We start from the raw sequence: 19,068 nt of genomic DNA on the forward strand, positions 1-19,068 counted from the left end.
ATTCCCCCAATAACTAGTTATTTCATAAGTAAAATATAATACACCATATAAATGGATGAAAGTCGAATCACTCCAAGCTATAAGGAATATTGAGTGCGTTTGAGTAGTATGTAAAACTATTCACCACTCACCCTTTCCAACAAAGCATTGAGCCAGCGTTCGTGTTCGCGGCCGGGGCGTTGGTCGCCGGTTTGCCAGGTTTTGCAGGCTTTAAGGCCGGTGTTTTGTGCAAGCAAAGTGTTCAGGCTTTGCTCTGTGAGATCGGTGAATGCTCGGCCGTCCGCAGTGCGTTCGCCGTCGCCGTATTTAAATGAGATATAAATGATGCCATTTGGTTTGAGTGCGTTTTGCAGGCGCTGAAATACGTCTGGCAGCTGTGCCATTGGCACGTGCAGCAGGCTGGCGCAGCACCAGATTGCATCAAAGGTGTTGGTTGCTCTGAGTTCATCAAAGCTGAAGCAACCGACAGGTTGTTCCAGGTGGAAGCTGGCGATGTTAGCAAGCTCTGCGCAGGCGTCGAAGGCATCGACCCGGTAGCCTCGGTTTTTAAACGCCAGTGCGTCGCGGCCAGAACCGCAGCCTGCATCGAGGATTTTACCACCTTTGGGTATGGCCGGTAAAAACTCGTCATACAGAGGCTGCATGTTCACTGCAAAGGTTGCCTCGGCAAAGCTGACGGCATTGCGGCTGTAGTATTCTAATGTGGAGTCTGACATCACTCACCCGTTTGCTCTGTGGTGTAGCTGGTAAGGAGGTGATGCATGGGACAGGTTTGGTGCCAGAGTGTTCTATGGCTCCTTGCTGCTAATCGGCGGTTACAACTTCCTTTGCGCGACACTTTAAAACTGTTCTTGTTGTGTGCCTGCCCTTCTTTTGACGGTTACGAATTAAATGGCTATAAGTTAGACCGTAATCAGGTGGACCATCATTTGGTGCAGACGCATGGATAATTTACAACACTTTTTTCTGGTTGAGTAGCTTTTTGTCCGCTGTTGTTAGCGATTTTAAAACAATTGCTCAACTTTTGATTACATATTGGTTTAGATGCCTGAGTTGTTTGAGGATTGGCGTACGGTATGGGCATTTGGCTGATGTGAATAGCGCAGGCTTACGGTGGTGCCGGTTAGTAGATCCCGGCTCGTTGGCCGGGATGACCGTGTGAGCATTTGGCTGATATGAATGTCGCAGGCTTACGGAGCTGTCTGTTAGTAGATCCCGGCTCGTTGGCCGGGATGACCGTGTGGGCATTTGGCTGATATGAATGTCGCAGGCTTACGGAGTCGATTGTTAGTAGATCCCAGCTCGTTGGCCGGGATGACCCCGTGTGGGCGTACTGGCTGATATGAATGTCGCAGGCTTACGGAGCCGTTTGTTAGTAGATCCCAGCTCGTTGGCCGGGATGACCGTGTGGGCATTTGGCTGATATGAATGTCGCAGGCTTACGGAGCCGTTTGTAAGCAGATCCCGGCTCGCTGGCCGGGATGACTGTGTGGGCGTTTGGCTGATATGAATAGCGAAGGCTTACGGTGGTGCCGGTTAGTAGATCCCGGCTCGTTGGCCGGGATGACCGTGTGGACGTTATGGCTGATATGAATGTCGCAGGCTTACGGAGCTGTCTGTTAGTAGATCCCAGCTCGTTGGCCGGGATGACCGTGTGGGCGTTTGGCTGATATGAATAGCGCAGGCTTACGGTGGTGCCGGTTAGTAGATCCCGGCTCGTTGGCCGGGATGACCGTGTGGGCATTTGGCTGATATGAATGTCGCAGGCTTACGGAGTCGATTGTTAGTAGATCCCAGCTCGTTGGCCGGGATGACCGTGTGAGCATTTGGCTGATATGAATGTCGCAGGCTTACGGAGCCGTTTGTAAGCAGATCCCGGCTCGTTGGCCGGGATGACCGTGTGGGCATTTGGCTGATATGAATGTCGCAGGCTTACGGAGCCGATTGTTAGTAGATCCCAGCTCGTTAGCCGGGATGACCGTGTGAGCATTTGGCTGATATGAATGTCGCAGGCTTACGGAGCCGTTTGTTAGCAGATCTTGGCTCGTTGGCCGGGATGACCGTGTGGGAGTACTGGCTGAGATAAATATCGCAAGCTTACGGAGCCGTTTGTTAGTAGATACCGGCTCGTTGGCCGGGATGACGGACTGGGGCTTTTGAGGCAGTTCTATACTAGGATAGTCGCTCTGCGTTTGGTGGCTGCTTGTGCCCTCTATGGTATGAGTGAACTTATCTTTGCACAACACATGGTTTCTGAAAAATGTGTACTCCCCAAATGGGGGTAATACGAAGTACCTGTTTTGGTATTTTGGGCGTTTACAATCATTAGATAAAGTGTAAAAGTGACCCTCGGTGACATAACAAAACGGAAACCATTATGAAACTTACTCTAAAAACAAAAAAAATGAAGAATCTGTCGGCAAATCACGCTATGCAGGCAAGGCTAACACCGCTGGTACAAGGAGGAGTGATTGTAGACGTTGGAGGTCATAGCAAGCCATGTGCAACAGGGTCAAATGTAGTGACTTGTGAAAACAACTGATCGAACCTACCACTCAGACTGATCAGGATTTGTACCAAGAAAAAACATACCAGGCACGTTCTCCGTGCCTTGTATGTTTTTGTCACTGTGATTCAGGCTCACACTGCTTTGCATAGTGTTGAGGCGAAATATTAAACTCTGCTTTAAAGCAACTACTGAAATAAGCAGGGGATGAAAACCCAACCTGATAAGCAACATCAGCCACCAAACCGCCCGCTTGCAACTGGATGCGTGCTTGCTCTAAGCGATATTGCCTGAGCAAAGCATTTGGCGATAGCCCTGTCAGATTTCGGGTTTTGCGTTGCAACTGCCGCACACTCAAAAACACGTGACTGGCCATGCACTCAGTATCAAACTTGGGATCCTGATAGTTTTGCGCAATCACTTGTTGAATTTTATCAATAAAGGGGAGCCGCTTTGTCGTGCTGAGCACATCAGCCTGCGGGGGGCTGTGTAGGATCTGATCAGCGAGTAGCCGCGCCAGTTTCTTGCGCCCTTTAATCAAGTTTTCCACTCTATGCCTTAGTACATCAAGATCGCAGGGTTTACCCATGTAATCATCGGCTTCTGCCTCAAACCCCAAAATACGACTGTCGTCGTCCTCTTTTGCTGTCAGTAATATCACGGGGATATGGCTCGTTGTATCATCCTGCTTGAGTTCTCGCAGCATTTCCAGTCCCGACATTTTTGGCATCATCACATCGCTGATAATAAGGTCGGGTAACTCGGATTTTGCTTGTGACAGGCCTTGCTCTCCATCACAGGCAACTGAGCAATCAAACCATTCAGACAAAGTCTGCTGAAGCATCATTCTTAGCTGGGGGTTATCCTCTACAATTAACACTGGGGCGTTGGGCCCGGGTTTGTCAGTCATCTGGGACTTAGCCTTTGCTTTTGCTATGGCTTCTGTGTGTACTCTGCTACCTATATCTTGCGCTGACGCTTCACAGTAAAGCGGGATTGTCAGGGTAAACCGACATCCCTCTCCGGGCTCGCTGCTCAGCACTATTTCTCCTCCACAGTCGCTGATGAGCTGATGCACCACAGACAGGCCAATCCCCTGCCCGCCTATTTCACTGTGCTCTCCACGCACATACCGTTTAAACACGTGTGCCTGTAAAGATTTACAAATACCGGGCCCGGAGTTACTAAACATCAATTGCAGAAAGCCACCACGCTGATTCGCTTCCACAATAATCTCGCCTTTTACAGGAGTATATTTCACGGCGTTAGACAAAAGGTTTGTGATTATCTGTTCAAAGTCCGCCTCATTAAGCAACACTTCCTGTGCATCCAGAGTATGAGTTACTTCATAACGGATCTGTTTTTCACTGGCGAGCAGCTCAAACGCATGAGCCTGTTTTAGTAATACCTCTTTGGCAGTAAAGTGATGATTCTCAAAAGGAGAGACATCGTCTTTTCTGGCATAGCGGATCAGGTTGTCGATGAGCTTTTCCAGCCTCAAAGCCTGTGAATACGCTGTATGCCATTTGCTGTTACCGTCATTATTTGCTTGCTTCAACATACTTTTAATTGGCAGCATGATCACTGCCAGAGGCGTTCTCAGTTCATGAGATACATTACCAAAAAACACGTTTTTACTTTCCATTAAACTAGCTATTTGAGCACGCTTTTGCTCTATTTCTTCGGTGCGCGACAGCACGAGTTCTTCCAGATGCAGATTGCGTCGCTTTAGCTGATGTGTTCTGGCGAATAGAATTAGCCCAATCAACACAACAGCGCCAAAAACATAAAGTGTGAAAGCCCAGCCGGTTAAATACCAGGGGGTTGCAACCTCAAACTCAAAGCGCGATTCAGTCCAGTCACTCGAAATCGCCCGACTTCTAATCACAAACTCGTATCTGCCCGACGGCAAGTTGGTGTAAGTAGCGCTACGCTGCGTTTGCTCTGCCTCCGTCCAGTTCGTATCAAAACCCAGCAACCGATACTGATAATAGACATCGACATTCCGATCCCGCTTAATATTAACGAACTCAAACTTAAAGTTCCTCTGCGCACTATTAAACCATCTGCCGGGCATAATCGCGTTCACCGAATGCTGGGGATCCTGGTACACAGCATAGCGCTCCCCTTGCACATAGACTCTGCTTATATGTACTCCATATGGCTCCTTGGCTTGTACTTTTGATAAGGCAGCAATCCCGCTTATTCCACCTAGGTACAAAACTCCAGAGCTCGATTCATCTACACTGTCATAAGTTTTTGCACCAATATTCATGTGCTTAACTGGCATTGAAAATACCACTTGCATGGTATCTGGCGAGAGTTTATACAGATTAGTCATATCAGACACCCAGATATGCCCTGTACTAACCCGATATACAAAGCCAAATGCGACGTTGGGATAAACGCCATTGACATCAAACTGCTGTGATTGTTTGGTTTTCAAGTCATGAAGTAACAATCCATAAGAGGTTGCCGCCCAGAATCGTCCTTTTGGATCGATGTCAGCGTCATAAACAACCAGTTCATTACTGCTTTTCGATATCTGGAATTGCACCCTTTCCGGTTCGCCCTGGCCCAAAATGTATGTCTCAAAACCACACGCCAAGACAGTATCGTTACTGCCTTTTTTCAGGTTTTTAAAATTCCCGGGTAAAAAGGATACCCGCCGGCCAGTTTGTGGATCATATTCTATAACTCCCTGATAGGTCAGTAACCATAAATGACCGTTATTCGATTGCTCCATGTCTCTGATCGTAAGTTCAATACCTGCGTTTGAGGGTGGCACATTGACCCTGGTTGCAGAGGATGCCCCCTTATCAAGCCGATATAGGGCTGATGATGCACCAAACCACAGTGTCCCATCTCGCCCGGCATAAACAGTGTAAAAATCGCGCTCCGGCTGAGCCGGGTCCAAATATACGGGCTCTGGCTCTGCATGGCCTTTATACTGCACGTATACTCGGTTCAGGCTTACAAACCAGAGGTTATCGTTTTCATCAAACTGCAAGCCGTCAATATTAGGCTTTTGGGTCACGACAGAAATTGTGTTAGCTGAACCACTGGCATGCTCAGGCTGTATAAGCTCTACCTCAAATATGGAGTGGCTGCATGCGAGCCAGACCGTTCCCTGATCGTCAAATACACTACGTATCAGAAATATTTGCTGCGAACGGGCGTTGGTATGGTACCTGCTGACTCGACTTACTCTGTCATTGGAATCTAATACAAGGAGCTCAGAGGCAGTTCCCACATAAACTGCTTGGCCGCCTGAATGCACAGAAGTAACCGCATGATGATCAATATCACTTAAATGGATCAGCAAAGGTTGCCCTGAATCAAGCTGTTCGAGCCTGAAAAAACCTTGCTCAGACACCACATATAAGGTGTCTTCAGGTCCGGTCGTTACAATTCGGGTATCGGCAAGGGTACTGTTTTGCCACAGTTTGATAAAAGTGCCGGTGGGTTTTTCAAACCAAAATACTTCGCCAAGTTTAGAGATAAACAAAGGGGCATCTTTATATAAGGTGACACTAAAACGAAGATTATGTTTGACCCCTGAGCTGTCAAGGTCATATAACTGATAGATATCCTCATCGGCAGAAAAATAGACTAACTGACCATCATCGCCCACAAGCCAAAACATATCCTGACTATCCTGATATAAGGCAGCTGGCCTGAAGGCGTCATTCTCCATGGTACGGACAGATAAAATGCTGTTCTTAAAAAGATTTGTGTCCTGTGGAGCCTGTTGACGAAGCGAGTCCATATAGGACGTAAAACTGTCCTGCTGGTCATTATGCAAATACAAACCATGGTCTGTCAGCAACCACCTTCGTCCCTGAGCGTCTTCAACGACTTCTCTTGCTAACGGGTGCGGATAAAATATGGACTGATACCCATCAAACCTCAATACACCAGACGTACCACTGATCCACAAATAACCCTGACTGTCTTGTGAAACAGAGTTAATAATGGTGACCATATCGAGTTTGTCGATGGATTGAAGATGCAGCCTGAGCTCGGCTACCTCGCGCGCCTGTACATGACACTGAATGATAAAGAATAAGATAATTGCCAAGGTCCATTTTAGCATTATTGCCCTTACGTCCTTACTGTAAAATGCGTAGTTACTTTCTATAACCTTTAACAGGTACAGTCAACCTAAATGTTAAAAAATTGACAATACTTTCAGTATTTTTAATCCTTCCACTTTCAATTTGCACAACAATCAACCAGGTCGCATAGTGAGAGTTAAAACCAAGCTCGAAGCAACATTATGATTTATATGCTAATAATTTTACATGTCGCTTTTTCAGTATCAGGTGTCGCTTTTTTTATAACGGATAAACCACAAAACTCTCTAATTTAACGATGCAGACCCAAAAACGAATCTGTAAGACAACAAAAAGCACACAGGAGTTTATATGGACTACTCAGGTAACAGGATCGAGCATCCAGACGCATTTGCACTTTATCCGGAAACAGCCATTACAAGCGCATTAAGCAGATTCTCAGAACCACTGGGCATGGACCGGTTTCTTATCGTAGGTGTGAATGGTACAGAGCCGACTTTCAGATACCTTTCAACCTGCTCAGAGCAGTTTTTGCACACTTATTTTACTGAGGGTCACTGCTTCTCTGACGAATTAATGCAGTACTGCCAGCATACACTGGCTCCCAGATACTGGTGCACCGACGACTATCATCGCGCAACTCTGGGCCCGCAAAGTCTGGGCAACCTCCTGCAACAAGAAAGTATTAACGGCGGTATTGTCATACCTGTTCATTACAGCAGTGCCATTGTGTTTGTGAATTACTTTTCAAACCAGAGCGCAGAAAAGATAAAGTTCCTTTATAAACAACATGGCACACTATTGAGTGATATCACCCTCACCCTGGTACCGAGAATAATCAACGAGTGCCCGGACTATTTGTTTATGCGCCCATCACTGACGCCAAAAAGCAGCGAGTGTTTACTGTATATGGCAAAGGGCATGACAAACCCGGAAATATCTGAGCTGATGCAGGTCTCAAAGGATAGAGTCAAAGAACTCGTAAGCCAGATCCTCATTCAACTCGGCGCAGCAAACAGAACAGAAGCAGTATTAAAAGCAAAACAAAGCCTGCTTATCCCCTAACGAGGCCAGCCCAGAGTGAGCGCTCAGGGAATGGCTTCTCACTGATGGTTTATTTACCTGAATACTGATTACAAAGCCGCACGAATGTCAGGAAACAGCGCCTTCGTGTTTCGTATATAGGCTACTCGTTACATGCCTTACACACCACTCCCTGAACAGGGAGGCAGCAAAAATTGCCAATAGTCATTGGCCTACAACCCCACACATAGGTAGTGGATTGAATTAGAAAAACCTCGTTATAACAAGGACAACCTGTGAAAATGGAGCGTATAAAATGAATTACAAATTTCTCATAATCTCTGGTGCATTACTTGTGGCAAGCACACGTGTACATGCTGCGACCCCAGTTTATAGTGACGTAGATGGCTCCGGGCGCATTCACATGCAAGTATGGAAATACACACTGGATAGTAACAACAGCAATCACACTACCAGGCTCACGATTCCACATGACTGGGTAGTCGTAGGTGGTGGTGTTGACTTAAAGGTTAATAATTCAGCGCTGATTGCGGCCTCATATCCAGATATAGAAACACAGCAATCATGGATTGTATCTACGCTAGCTGATAAAAGCTCAGCGGATCATGCGCTAACAGCTTATGCTATTGGTATTAAGATAGAGGGTATCTCTCGCAGCGATATGGGCAAACACAGCATTGTTAAATCCTGGTGCAAAAATGAGGTGCAAAATGACAGTGCAGACGTGGCCTCATCTGCCACTATTCCCGACAATGGCTACCTTATGATAAGCGGAGGTGCAAAGGCTACCCAAAATGCCGAGCGTGGAAGTGCTCCTGTGTATGCTTCCGCACCTGGAAGGTGGGATCAGTGGATCGCGGCCAGTAAGAAAGCGAGCGATATCAACAGCCCTGCGCTTACCAGCTGTGTTGTCGGTATTCGAAAGGATCTTGCAAGCGCACAGTTAGGCCACAATCTGGGGTATGTTGATACCATTCACCGAGTGAGTGCGGTCAATAAGTTAAGTAGTTCCAGAATCGAATCTGAAGTATTTATGGAGAATGATTATATTCTAACCGGGGTTGGCGCAAAGTTAAGTGCCAATAGGAACAAAGAGTCAGAGCCAAAGGTTCTGCTATATAGCATCATGCCCAAAAAATTTGGTGACAGCTCCAAAGTCGTCGCCAAGGCAAAAGAGTATTTGTACCCTGCGGGTGCGTTTCTGAAAACCTATGCTATTGGGGTCAGGCTGATTAAGCAATAGAAACGCAACATCTCAGAATGAGACATGCCTTTTTGAGTTGCTAAGAAAAGGCACCTCCAGTGTGCCTTAATACAAGTACTCTCATTACAGTCGTTTCTCTCTGACCACCTTTTCAGGCTACCCTGATCAGAGACTGTCGCTAATTACATATTTCATCCGTCAATACAGACTGATAACAAACATCAGTACCCAGCCATCTGATAATTAACGCGTGGAGTGGGCCACATTGGAATAACCCGGAGCCACCTCACTAAGATAGTTACCAAACAACAAAAGCCCGAATAATAAGCAGACAGTAATTCCCTTAGACCGTCCCGAAAGGTTACCCAATAAATAAGAATAAAATATGGATGCGTGAAATCCTTATGCCAGGCCCAGGCTAAGGCCGTACTCACCGGGTAAAATTACATCACAAACAGCCACAACCAACTTGCACTTTACTTTGGAGCAGATTCAGAGATCCCTGATAATGGCACATTAAATTCTTTCAATTTACACCAGCAACATTGTGTGCAAAAAATAACCACGACTATCAACATGTAAAAAAGGAAATATATATGAAATTACATCTAAGCAAAAAGAACCTCAAAAACTTATGTGACAAAAAGACCGTGGCCGAAGAGCAGACGCCGATGATTGCAGGTGGCGCCAGTGCTATCCCTCCCACCAGAGTACAGCAAGGTTGTCCCTATTTCTCTTATTATCCATTGAATACGTGTAACCCGCGTTAAAGCAATTACAGCCAGGGTGCTCTGAGCGCCCTGATGTTTCTGTGTATTCCGGATGGCAACCCCCGGCAAGAAACCTCTCTGCGAATAAAATAAAAAGCCAGTTCAAACCTCATAAAAAACACAATAAATTTACAACCCCCTTTAAATGTGACATAAATACAAATGGCACACTGCCAAACCTATCATAAGGAGATTAAAATGAAGTTAAGTTTAAATAAAAAGAAATTCAAAAACTTATCTAGCAGTAAAAGCGTCGGTTTAGAACAAACACCTCAAGTTGCCGGTGGTGGTGATATCGCATTCCCGCCAACAAAAGTAAACAAAGGTTGCCCGTGGCACACTTATGTTCAGGTATACACCTGTAACATGCCACTTTAAACACAGGCATCAGCGAAGGCACATCTTGTGTGCCTTTTGACAAGTTTAACTCCCACTCTATTGCACAACCCCTAGATCTAACTTTGGCTTTTTCCGTGTAGCAGACCATCATGTTTTAGTTGACCTGGATAGCCTCGACCTGATTCTACCTCTCTGGACTAACTCATATACTTAACATCAGCTTAAACAAGCCAAAATAATATACAATATATTGTTGACAAAAATACTTGATGGGGTTAATTTTTAATCACCACTTATCAAGGACTCGTAATATGAAACTAAAACTACAGAAAACTAAGATAAAGAACCTTTCTTCAACGCAATCAGTGGATCACAAGGCTACTCCCATGATCGCAGGTGGCGGCCCCCGCCCTACCACAGATATTGAAACTCGCTTTGACAGAGGCTGCCCATTTTTTACTGACTGGTATGCAAATACCTGTGGGATGGGATGGACTTGTCGGGGTGTAAACTAGTTAATCATTACTTTCTTTATAATCTAAGCGTCGTCCAGGCGCTTTTTATGTTGTAAAGCCCCTTTACAACCACTTTGCCACGCACATTTTTATTTGAAAAAATACGCTTTAACTTCCCGATAAATACGCAGCTTTATTACGGCGTAAATAAACTCACTAATTCGCCATGCGCAACCTATCCCTGTCTCTGGTGTGATATATCAATCTGGCAGAAGTAAAAACGCGGGCTGGAGCTGAACTGTCGTTCAGTATGCAGAAGTAAAGAACAAATGAGTAGAAGTGACCAATGTTGTAGCAGACCCCAAAACTAAAAACGCCTCGTCAAACTGACAAGGCGCTTTACGCATCAAGGCACAGTTATAACTGCGCCAGACTATTGATTATTAACGAGGTACGTCGTTACAACCGTCACCCAGACCACAAGAGTACTGCCAGTCAAAAGAGTGACGATCGCAGCCTTCAAGGTAACGTGTAGGTGTATTATCAATGATACCGCCACCAGCAACTGCTGGGGTTGCATTCATTTGCAGCTTAGAGCTTTGTGATAAGTTTTTCATTTTTGATTTTTTTAATGTCAATTTCATTTTCTTAATTTCCTTTTATTGACGAGCTTGTCAGTAAGCTCAGAAACAAAGTAACGTAACCCTCATTGCCCGTCAACATCAAAACACTCTAATTTAATGTAACAAAATTTTATAAACATTTGTTTTTTAATCAATATTGTTCATTTAGTTGATGGAGAATCACTCAACTTCGTTGTTGCCCCAATGCATTGTGATAATGCTCTGTGTACAGATTAAACTCTGACACTGATGTTATTTATGCATTGGCTCACCCGATTTTGCCGAGCTCATATGGTGCGAACTCATCGGCTCCCCGGGCTTAATGATACTTTTTGTGTGTTCGCTCTGGGGCAATGATGTCTCCCCAGCCGTCACTAATGTCGACGTATCTTGTCCCAACGTCGGGGCTGGCCCACTTAGGCTGCTTTCGGTATTAAGGATCAAGGGTAAACCATCTTTTCCGCTGCCAATAACCACAACTTTACTGTTGTTTGACTTCGCCAATTCAATCGTGGCTTCAATGCCTCGCCACCTCAGGTAAGTTTCAGAAATACCACCAGCAACCGTTTCCTGAAAGTCTGCGATCCCCTGCGCTTCGGTTTTCTTTCTCAGCGCTTCTTTCTTCGCAACTTCCAGACGCATCGCATATTCTTCGTTCAGATAGCTTTGGTTAACTTTAGAGATGATGGCTTCATGCACTTTATCCGGCACATCCACTCGTTTTATCAGCATATCGTCCAGGTTGACTAAAGTATGGCCGTCTTTGAGTTTTCCGCTCTGTTCTAAAATGGTTTCTTCCTGAAGATGCAGTTCGTGTAATACTTCCTGAAGTAGCTCTTTTTGTACTTGGATCCGCTGATGACTGTACACTTGCTCAGCACGATAACGTGAAACTATCATACGTACTGCTGATGCCACTTCAGGCAAGACCATTTCTTCAAGATATTTTGGCCCCACAAGTTGATGCAGATAGGGAACATGGTTGATAACAGGCCGATACCTCACGGTGACATTTAATGTGATCCTCAACCCTTCATTGGTTATCGCATCAATGTTCTCGTGTGCGGTCTGAAATCGCCCGTTATAGATAATCAACTTGTCCCAGGGCATGACGAGCACGGTACCTTCACTAAAGTGCTGATCAAGATAAGTACCTCCACCGAAGCGTTTCCACAATACAGCAACCTCACCCGAATCTACCCTAACAAAAATGAAAGGCACTAGTGCCACAATTAAGAACAAGCAGATCAGTAAAGTCAGGCCGGCTCTGAAACGCCAGGATAATATACGTTTACGCCAGCTGGGTTTGTAGCGCCTGAGGCCTCGCATTACCAGGCTGGCGATCAGGATCAGCAGGCAAATACCCGCCAGTGCCATCAACATCAAATCGGGCGGTAAGATTATATTCATGACGGCACTCCATCAGTGTTTACTTCATGATGTTCCATTAGTTGTCCTTCTACCATCTTCAAATGTACGTCCGCCAGATGGAAATAGGCGTCGTCATGCGTAATTGCTATTACCGTATTGCCCCGAGCCTTTAATCTGGGCAGCACTTGTTCGTAGAATTTCTTTCTGAATATCGGGTCCTGATCCGCCGCCCACTCATCAAAAATATAGATGGGCCGGTTTTCCAATATGGTGCTCAGTAACGCCAGGCGTTTTCTTTGCCCGGAAGAAAGCTCTATGGTACTAAACTCACCGTCCACAACACTGACCTTGGTGTTCATTTCTAAAAAGGCCAGCCACTCGTCAATTTCCTCCTGAGAGGTTGCGCGAATACCATATAGTTGTTTGAACAGGTGAAAATCCGCAAACACCGATGTGAATATGCTGCGGAAACTTGCTCGTTCAGCGTCGCTGATTGCCTGTCCATCAAGGAATATCTGCCCGGCCTGAAGTTCATATAAACCGGTCAGCATACGAATAAATGTGGTTTTACCGCTACCGTTTCCGCCAGTAATAAAGGTGATTTGACCCTTCTTCACCGTCAAATCAACAGGCCCAACAAAGAAGGGTCTGTCACCAGGCTTGCGGTTGTGCTGATAATAAGCGCCTTCCAGGCGCAGTTCATCGAAACTGTCAATTTGGGTTACCTGATGATTGCGTCGTGCTACGGATTCAGCCTGCTCCTGCTTGAGGTCGGCCTCGAGCGCCAGTACGTTTTGTGCCGCCTCCGTTGCTGTGGTGAAGATTGGAATACCGCCCACAATACTGGTGATCGGGCCGATTAAAAACAGCGATGCGGTGGTGACTTTTATCACCACTTCCGGATACACATCGGATAACACGGGAACAAAGAACACCATCGCACCGGTCGCGGCAAAAAAAGTAATTTGTGATAGCACAAAGTCGGTAGCAAATAAGGTTTTGGTGACGGTTTGAGCGCGTCGGGCTTTGCCCGAGGACATAGCAAACTCATGCTCCAGATCTTCTGCTCTTGGTGTGCTCAGTTTTACTTCCTTAAAACCGTCAAGCAGGTCTGACAGGCGCTGAATAAGCTGGTTTTCACTCTGAAACGCTTGTTGCATGTTGCGCTGGATCTCATCAGATCTGAAACGGTGAATAAAACCGCCCATGGTAATCAGTACGCCAAGTACCAGGAATGCTGCAACTGAATGATAAGCAATATATAAAGATGTAAAAAACACCAAGCTTATTGACTGGCCGATGATCACAAACAGCTGCGCAGAGTGAGAAATGGTCTGCAATTCTTTACTCAGGGTGTTAAAAATACGTTCTTTACCAATTTTCTCCAGAGTTGATAGCTCGGTATGCCTTACAGATTCAAATAGCTCGACCCGCAACTTGTCGATGGCTTTTTCTACCATTTTTGCAGCTTTGGTCATAACTCTTTGTTGCGTCAAACCGTAGATCAAGACTGTCAGCGTGAACAGGATCAGGTAGTAAAAGATAAAGTTTTCTTTGTGGATATCAGAAATATTTTCTGCCACGTTGTTGATGAGAGCAAGCACCAGTGCATTCGCCAGGCCAGAGATACAACCGAGTAATACAAAGGTCCTTTTCTTAATTTTAATGTTTCGACTTATTAAATCGTATAATACCATTTTTATTGTCTTTTCATTGTGTTACCAATGGCCTGAAAGTCCGCCATTGGTCAGAATACTGAGCGCTACGACGCAGCAAAAACTGCAATCCTTGTTATCTTATCTTGAGGATCTGCTTCCTCTGTTTTTTAGCTTGCCTGTTTTTCAATCACAATCAAGCAATGACTGCTGGCAATGCGATCGTTTTCTACTATTCTTCCTCTACTTCTTTCGGTTCTGCCAGGCGTGATTGCGCCAGTAGCAGCACTAACAAACTGACTAAAGGCGTAAAGAACAGGCCAATTAAAAAGAATCCCACCGGACCTGCAAACGTGTTACGTCCCCAGTAGCCCGAAAGTACACACAACACCAGATACAAAGTAACTAACATTTTTCGCTCCTATGAACTGCTTTACAGTTCGATTTAACAAACGAAAATAAACCAACAGTAAACTGCTGGTTTATTTAAGATTTAGCGTCTCAACTACACTGCAGCTTGATTCTCTTGAGTGCTGTTGCCTTTATCTTTACGATACTTTGCTGCAATTTCAGAGATATCTCCCTTAATACTTGCCAGATTCAGATCTAGCAAAGTACCGCCATTTTCAAAGTGTCGAATAAATGTGGAGCCGACTGCATTTGTAGAAGCAGCAGATACCACAGGCATAAATGCGATTGCGCTAAGCGTGCCAATGATTGGTACTGACTTTAAGAAACTACTCAGTCCAGCACCGCCCAAAGATTGTGGGAATGAGCCGCCAATCACCGCACTAACCGTTCCGCGGATTTTATTGTCGCTGTATGACTGGCCGTAAACCTTGGCGATCTCACTGATCATCTTGATTTGCACCCCAGTTAACGCCACCAAATCAATCGCAGGTACTGGAATAAGACCGGTACCGAAAGACCATTTGGTGTACTTATCGACAATAATGCGCGCTACGGCTTCGCGATTCTCAGCTTCAACACTGACTGTATCCTGCTTTGCAGCAGCTTCAGCAGCAGTTGTTGCCTTGTCATCCTTCGCTGTTTTTGTCGCTGTCATGTTTTTTCCTCTATGATTGGAATTGTACCAACGTCGTTTAAAACTCAGTTGGCATAAACAGTTGTTAAACCCACCAAGTCAGGTAAAGCCTAGACCCTAACTTGCCCTTTTTCACTTTCCATGTCCTAAAACACAGCAAGTAAATGCTTAAAAATACAGTGGATAAGCCGTTACAATGCCTAAACTCACCGCGAGTATATTTTTTATTTCTACCAGGCTCGTTGCTGCTAAATGACGCAATGCCCAAACACACCAGCATCAGAGCCCGTCATCCTGATTTTGGGCACACGCCTATACTCCAACCCCGTCATCCCGGCCAACGAGCCGGGAACCATAAATTCTTCACTCGTACCGCCATCTACCCAACAACCGTGTTGTCTGTGAGTAGATCCCGCATCAAGTGCGGGATGACAACGCAGTTGTTGTTTACACTCCAAACCCCGTCATCCCGGCCAACGAGCCGGGAACCATAAATTCTTCACTCGTACCGCTAACTACCCAACAACCGTGTTGTCTGTGAGTAGATCCCGCATCAAGTGCGGGATGACAACGCAGTTGTTGCTAATAGCCCTAAATCCGTCATCCCGGCCAACGAGCCGGGAACCATAAATTCTTCACTCGTACCGCCATCTACCCAACAACCGTGTTGTTTGTCGGTAGATCCCACATCAAGTGCGGGATGACAACGGAGCTGTTGCTAATAGCCCTAAATCCGTCATCCCGGCCAACGAGCCGGGAACCATAAATTCTTCACTGGTACCGCTAACTACCCAACAACCGTGTTGTCTGTGAGTAGATCCCGCATCAAGTGCGGGATGACAACGCAGTTGTTGTTTACACTCCAAACCCCGTCATCCCGGCCAACGAGCCGGGAACCATTCATTCTTGACTGGTACCGCTAACTACCCAACAACCGTGTTGTCTGTGAGTAGATCCCGCATCAAGTGCGGGATGACAACGCAGTTGTTGTTTACACTCCAACCCCATCATCCCGGCCAACGAGCCGGGAACCACAAATTCTTCACTCGTACCGCTAACTACCCAACAACCGTGTTGTCTGTGAGTAGATCCCGCATCAAGTGCGGGATGACAACGCAGTTGTTGTCGGATAGCAGTATGTCCCTACAAACCAGCATCAGAGCCCGTCATCCTGATTTTGGGCACACGCCTATACTCCAACCCCGTCATCCCGGCCAACGAGCCGGGAACCACAAATTCTTCACTCGTACCGCTAACTACCCAACAACCGTGTTGTCTGTGAGTAGATCCCGCATCAAGTGCGGGATGACAACGCAGTTGTTGTTTACACTCCAAACCCCGTCATCCCGGCCAACGAGCCGGGGACCACAAATTCTTCACTCGTACCGCTAACTATCCAACAACCGTGTTGTCTGTGTGTAGCTCCCGCATCAAGTGCGGGATGACAACGCAGTTGTTGAAGGGTGACAAAGGTGTTGTTACGGGCTGGCTGGTTTGCCACCCCAGCCTTGAACCGATAAACACCTGTGTTGCCCGCACTTTTACGCTTCATCCAATACTGTCTGACATGCCTCGGTGCGGTGCTTGTCGCTATAGAAAATAATGTTGCGAATTTCTTCTGCGATACAGTCCGACTCAGTGCCGGTTTTCACATAGTTGCTGAACACCATCACGTTCTGATCCCGCTCCAGCAGGCGATTAAAGCTGGTCACCCATGAGTAAGGGTAACTGCCCGAATATTGTAAAAATTTCTCGTACTTTCTGAGGTTTGTTTCGCTGGGGTCATCGGGACAGTCTGCGACTTTGCCGTACTGATTGGGGTCGATATAGGTGACAAACCAACCATATCCGTAGTATTCACACGAGCTTGAGCTGCCAGTATTTGAATAAGGCGCGAATGCTGCCAACTTCTGCGCTTCATTAAGGATTTTGTTGGTATATAAACCCTGATCCCACTTGTGCATATCTTCAACGGTGGAGTACATATCACCGGCCGAGTACAGCACCAAAGGGTTACTGTATGGATTAACCAGGATATCCTGATAGGGTGCCGGGCCACCGGTTGCTGGCGGACGGCCGTTGGCCAGTGGCAGGTATTGGTTGTCTTTGTAGATATAACCTGTTGTCATATCAGAATAAATGCCAATGGCACTAAACGAGCCACTGTCACTCATATCCAGCGGATCCAGGATCTGTTCTTTTAGGATGTTGCTGAACCAGAAACTGCGGTCGATATCCCCTTGTGTACCCGCTGCTAGCTGCTCAATGATGTTGCCAACCAGATAGTAGTTACAGTTACTGTATTCGTATTTGCTTCCCTGGGTAAAAGAAGGCTGGCCCCCTTGCTCATCACATGTACAAAAGCGGTTACCAAACCCTTCCGGACCATTCAGGTTGAGCGTTTCGTCATACAAGTAAGGACGCCAGCCCCAGTTGTTATACACTTCTTCGTTGTCACTGTAGTTAGGGATCCCCGACGACATCGCCAGCAAATTATGCAAGGTTACGTCTGCGCACTGGTTTTTAGGATACCAAGGCAGATAGTCACCAACAGTTTCGACTCTGAGGTCCTTACCCTCTAACATGCGCATCAGGATAGCAGCAGCAAATGCTTTGGTATTTGAACCAATGCGGTACTTAGACTTAACCGTGTTGTCCACGTTGTATTGCATGTTTTGCGGGCCACAGTGGTACTCATAAACCACTTTGTCTACGGAAGTAATATAGATAGTCCCGAAAAACACCATAGCGTCGCAATACTGTTTAACGGATACATCGATCATTTCCAGTTGCGATGCCGTGATAGTTGTGTCTTTTGCCGAACTTTTGTTTTGCAGACACGATGCCAGGATCAGGCTGATCAAACACATCACCATGATCTTGAGTCTTGAAGGGTATAACCAGTTCATTGTATGGATTCCTCAATTTTGACCACTTTGTTTGCCAACCACATCACCACTAACAAACCCCAATTGGCGCTCATTAACGCGCCGCTTTTGCCATTCCCACCAGTACCTTGCGAGTACCTGTATAAGCCTGACGGCCATGTGTGAATAGCATGTTGTCTAGCAGCAAAATGTCGTTGCGCTGCCAGGGGTAAGAAAAAGTGAGCGTACGGTAGACATCATTGATGACATCAATGTCTTCTCTGGCAATCTCACTACCGTCACCGTAATAGGCGTTGCGCGGCAAGTAATCGCTTCCGATGCTGTCGGGCATTTCATTGTCTACTGCAGAGCAATGGAATAAATGCGCCTGGTTAAACCAAACCTTTTCGCCGGTTTGCGGATGTGTCATAACCGCAGGTCTGAACTGTCTGGTCTGTAACCTGCCATCGTCAAACCACTCGCACTGAATGTCGTTTTTCCAGCAATACGCCTCTACTTCATCCCGATCACTGGTCTGAAACACTTCCTGCCAGGGCAAATCTATGTCACCGTAATTGCGTACATACATAATGCCGCGCTCTTCAAACCGCGCTTTGAGGTCATCAGGCAGTCGCTTGTATACTTCCCGACTATCTGCAAGCGGGGTATCGCCCCCCGTTTTAGCAGGAACAACGCAAAAAAAGCCCATCCGCATTGGCCAGCAATTGGAGTAGGCATTTTCATTGTGTTGCAGGATCACCTGGTCGGCGTGATATTCCGTGGTGGTATAGATGTTGTTGCGAAGTGCGGTACGAGGCGAAGAGCGATAAATATATTGACTGAGCGGTTCACCAAAAATCGTTTCCAAAATGGTGCTGAACTGGTTGGTGCTAACAATGTTGAGGCCACGCAACAGCGCAAACCCATCGCGGTCAACCCAGGCATTAATTTCCTTAACATTCGCCTTAACCCAGGCAAGACCACTTTGCTTTTGTCCTGAGAGATCATGGATCCGTTGATCTGTATCGGCGGAATTTAAATCCATGTCTGGTGATAGTAACTGATCCATTTTATTCCCATCCTTTAAGTAAGGTAACAAGTAAAATTTACATC

Annotated in this window: 13 protein-coding genes; 4 read left to right on the forward strand and 9 right to left on the reverse strand. The window is 46.2% G+C overall.

Going from position 1 to position 19,068, the window contains the following annotated elements:
• Nucleotides 1-116: 116 nt before the first annotated feature.
• Both NH568_RS14010 and NH568_RS14015 read right to left on the reverse strand, forming a co-directional pair.
• Complete coding sequence (locus tag NH568_RS14010) at nucleotides 117-716, reverse strand: class I SAM-dependent methyltransferase (protein WP_253048267.1); 600 nt, start codon at nucleotides 714-716, stop codon at nucleotides 117-119.
• Between the two features lie 1,908 nt (nucleotides 717-2,624).
• On the reverse strand, nucleotides 2,625-6,602 hold the full coding sequence (locus NH568_RS14015) for a response regulator (protein ID WP_253048268.1): 3,978 nt from the start codon (nucleotides 6,600-6,602) through the stop codon (nucleotides 2,625-2,627).
• Between the two features lie 331 nt (nucleotides 6,603-6,933).
• Here NH568_RS14015 and NH568_RS14020 point away from each other — a divergent pair, with 331 nt between their 5' ends.
• The 4 genes from NH568_RS14020 to NH568_RS14035 all read left to right on the forward strand — a co-directional run bounded on the left by NH568_RS14020 (nucleotide 6,934) and on the right by NH568_RS14035 (nucleotide 9,978).
• Nucleotides 6,934-7,647 carry a helix-turn-helix transcriptional regulator gene (locus NH568_RS14020; RefSeq protein ID WP_253048270.1) on the forward strand — a complete coding sequence of 238 codons (714 nt, stop codon included), beginning with the start codon at nucleotides 6,934-6,936 and terminating at the stop codon, nucleotides 7,645-7,647.
• 274 nt (nucleotides 7,648-7,921) lie between these two features.
• Complete coding sequence (locus NH568_RS14025) at nucleotides 7,922-8,869, forward strand: hypothetical protein (RefSeq protein WP_253048272.1); 948 nt, start codon at nucleotides 7,922-7,924, stop codon at nucleotides 8,867-8,869.
• A 557-nt stretch (nucleotides 8,870-9,426) separates the two neighbouring features.
• Nucleotides 9,427-9,600, forward strand: a complete 174-nt coding sequence (locus NH568_RS14030) for a hypothetical protein (RefSeq protein WP_253048273.1) — start codon at nucleotides 9,427-9,429, stop codon at nucleotides 9,598-9,600.
• Nucleotides 9,601-9,798: 198 nt separating this feature from the next.
• Nucleotides 9,799-9,978 (forward strand): hypothetical protein, encoded by a 180-nt coding sequence (locus NH568_RS14035; protein WP_054017220.1) that lies wholly within the window; start codon nucleotides 9,799-9,801, stop codon nucleotides 9,976-9,978.
• Nucleotides 9,979-10,837: 859 nt separating this feature from the next.
• Here the strand turns inward: NH568_RS14035 and NH568_RS14040 are convergent.
• From NH568_RS14040 to NH568_RS14070, 7 genes are all read right to left on the reverse strand, one after another.
• A complete protein-coding gene (locus NH568_RS14040; RefSeq protein ID WP_253048275.1) occupies nucleotides 10,838-11,038 on the reverse strand; it encodes a hypothetical protein in 201 nt (66 codons plus the stop codon).
• 231 nt (nucleotides 11,039-11,269) lie between these two features.
• Nucleotides 11,270-12,427, reverse strand: a complete 1,158-nt coding sequence (locus NH568_RS14045; protein WP_253048276.1) for a prohibitin family protein — start codon at nucleotides 12,425-12,427, stop codon at nucleotides 11,270-11,272.
• A complete protein-coding gene (locus NH568_RS14050) occupies nucleotides 12,424-14,085 on the reverse strand; it encodes a cyclic peptide export ABC transporter (RefSeq protein WP_253048278.1) in 1,662 nt (553 codons plus the stop codon). Before NH568_RS14050 ends, NH568_RS14045 begins: the two co-directional genes overlap by 4 nt.
• Nucleotides 14,086-14,275: 190 nt before the next feature.
• Nucleotides 14,276-14,455 carry a hypothetical protein gene (locus NH568_RS14055; protein ID WP_253048279.1) on the reverse strand — a complete coding sequence of 60 codons (180 nt, stop codon included), beginning with the start codon at nucleotides 14,453-14,455 and terminating at the stop codon, nucleotides 14,276-14,278.
• A gap of 93 nt (nucleotides 14,456-14,548) precedes the next feature.
• A complete protein-coding gene (locus NH568_RS14060) occupies nucleotides 14,549-15,109 on the reverse strand; it encodes a DUF697 domain-containing protein (protein WP_138543464.1) in 561 nt (186 codons plus the stop codon).
• Between the two features lie 1,520 nt (nucleotides 15,110-16,629).
• Nucleotides 16,630-17,997 carry a serine hydrolase domain-containing protein gene (locus tag NH568_RS14065; RefSeq protein ID WP_138550908.1) on the reverse strand — a complete coding sequence of 456 codons (1,368 nt, stop codon included), beginning with the start codon at nucleotides 17,995-17,997 and terminating at the stop codon, nucleotides 16,630-16,632.
• 73 nt (nucleotides 17,998-18,070) lie between these two features.
• Nucleotides 18,071-19,024, reverse strand: coding sequence for a TauD/TfdA family dioxygenase (locus tag NH568_RS14070; RefSeq protein WP_253048280.1), 954 nt, complete (start codon nucleotides 19,022-19,024; stop codon nucleotides 18,071-18,073).
• Nucleotides 19,025-19,068: the final 44 nt, after the last annotated feature.

The organism is Pseudoalteromonas sp. XMcav2-N (assembly GCF_024124545.1).
Classification (GTDB): domain Bacteria; phylum Pseudomonadota; class Gammaproteobacteria; order Enterobacterales; family Alteromonadaceae; genus Pseudoalteromonas.

What these genes read in the sequence shown, in the direction of transcription:
- NH568_RS14015 (WP_253048268.1), bottom strand. Translation starts at nt 6,602, where the DNA reads ATGCTAAAATGGACCTTGGCAATTATCTTATTCTTTATCATTCAGTGT.
- NH568_RS14035 (WP_054017220.1), top strand. Translation starts at nt 9,799, where the DNA reads ATGAAGTTAAGTTTAAATAAAAAGAAATTCAAAAACTTATCTAGCAGT.
- NH568_RS14040 (WP_253048275.1), bottom strand. Translation starts at nt 11,038, where the DNA reads ATGAAATTGACATTAAAAAAATCAAAAATGAAAAACTTATCACAAAGC.
- NH568_RS14025 (WP_253048272.1), top strand. Translation starts at nt 7,922, where the DNA reads ATGAATTACAAATTTCTCATAATCTCTGGTGCATTACTTGTGGCAAGC.
- NH568_RS14070 (WP_253048280.1), bottom strand. Translation starts at nt 19,024, where the DNA reads ATGGATCAGTTACTATCACCAGACATGGATTTAAATTCCGCCGATACA.
- NH568_RS14045 (WP_253048276.1), bottom strand. Translation starts at nt 12,427, where the DNA reads ATGAATATAATCTTACCGCCCGATTTGATGTTGATGGCACTGGCGGGT.
- NH568_RS14065 (WP_138550908.1), bottom strand. Translation starts at nt 17,997, where the DNA reads ATGAACTGGTTATACCCTTCAAGACTCAAGATCATGGTGATGTGTTTG.
- NH568_RS14050 (WP_253048278.1), bottom strand. Translation starts at nt 14,085, where the DNA reads ATGGTATTATACGATTTAATAAGTCGAAACATTAAAATTAAGAAAAGG.
- NH568_RS14060 (WP_138543464.1), bottom strand. Translation starts at nt 15,109, where the DNA reads ATGACAGCGACAAAAACAGCGAAGGATGACAAGGCAACAACTGCTGCT.
- NH568_RS14010 (WP_253048267.1), bottom strand. Translation starts at nt 716, where the DNA reads ATGTCAGACTCCACATTAGAATACTACAGCCGCAATGCCGTCAGCTTT.
- NH568_RS14020 (WP_253048270.1), top strand. Translation starts at nt 6,934, where the DNA reads ATGGACTACTCAGGTAACAGGATCGAGCATCCAGACGCATTTGCACTT.
- NH568_RS14055 (WP_253048279.1), bottom strand. Translation starts at nt 14,455, where the DNA reads ATGTTAGTTACTTTGTATCTGGTGTTGTGTGTACTTTCGGGCTACTGG.
- NH568_RS14030 (WP_253048273.1), top strand. Translation starts at nt 9,427, where the DNA reads ATGAAATTACATCTAAGCAAAAAGAACCTCAAAAACTTATGTGACAAA.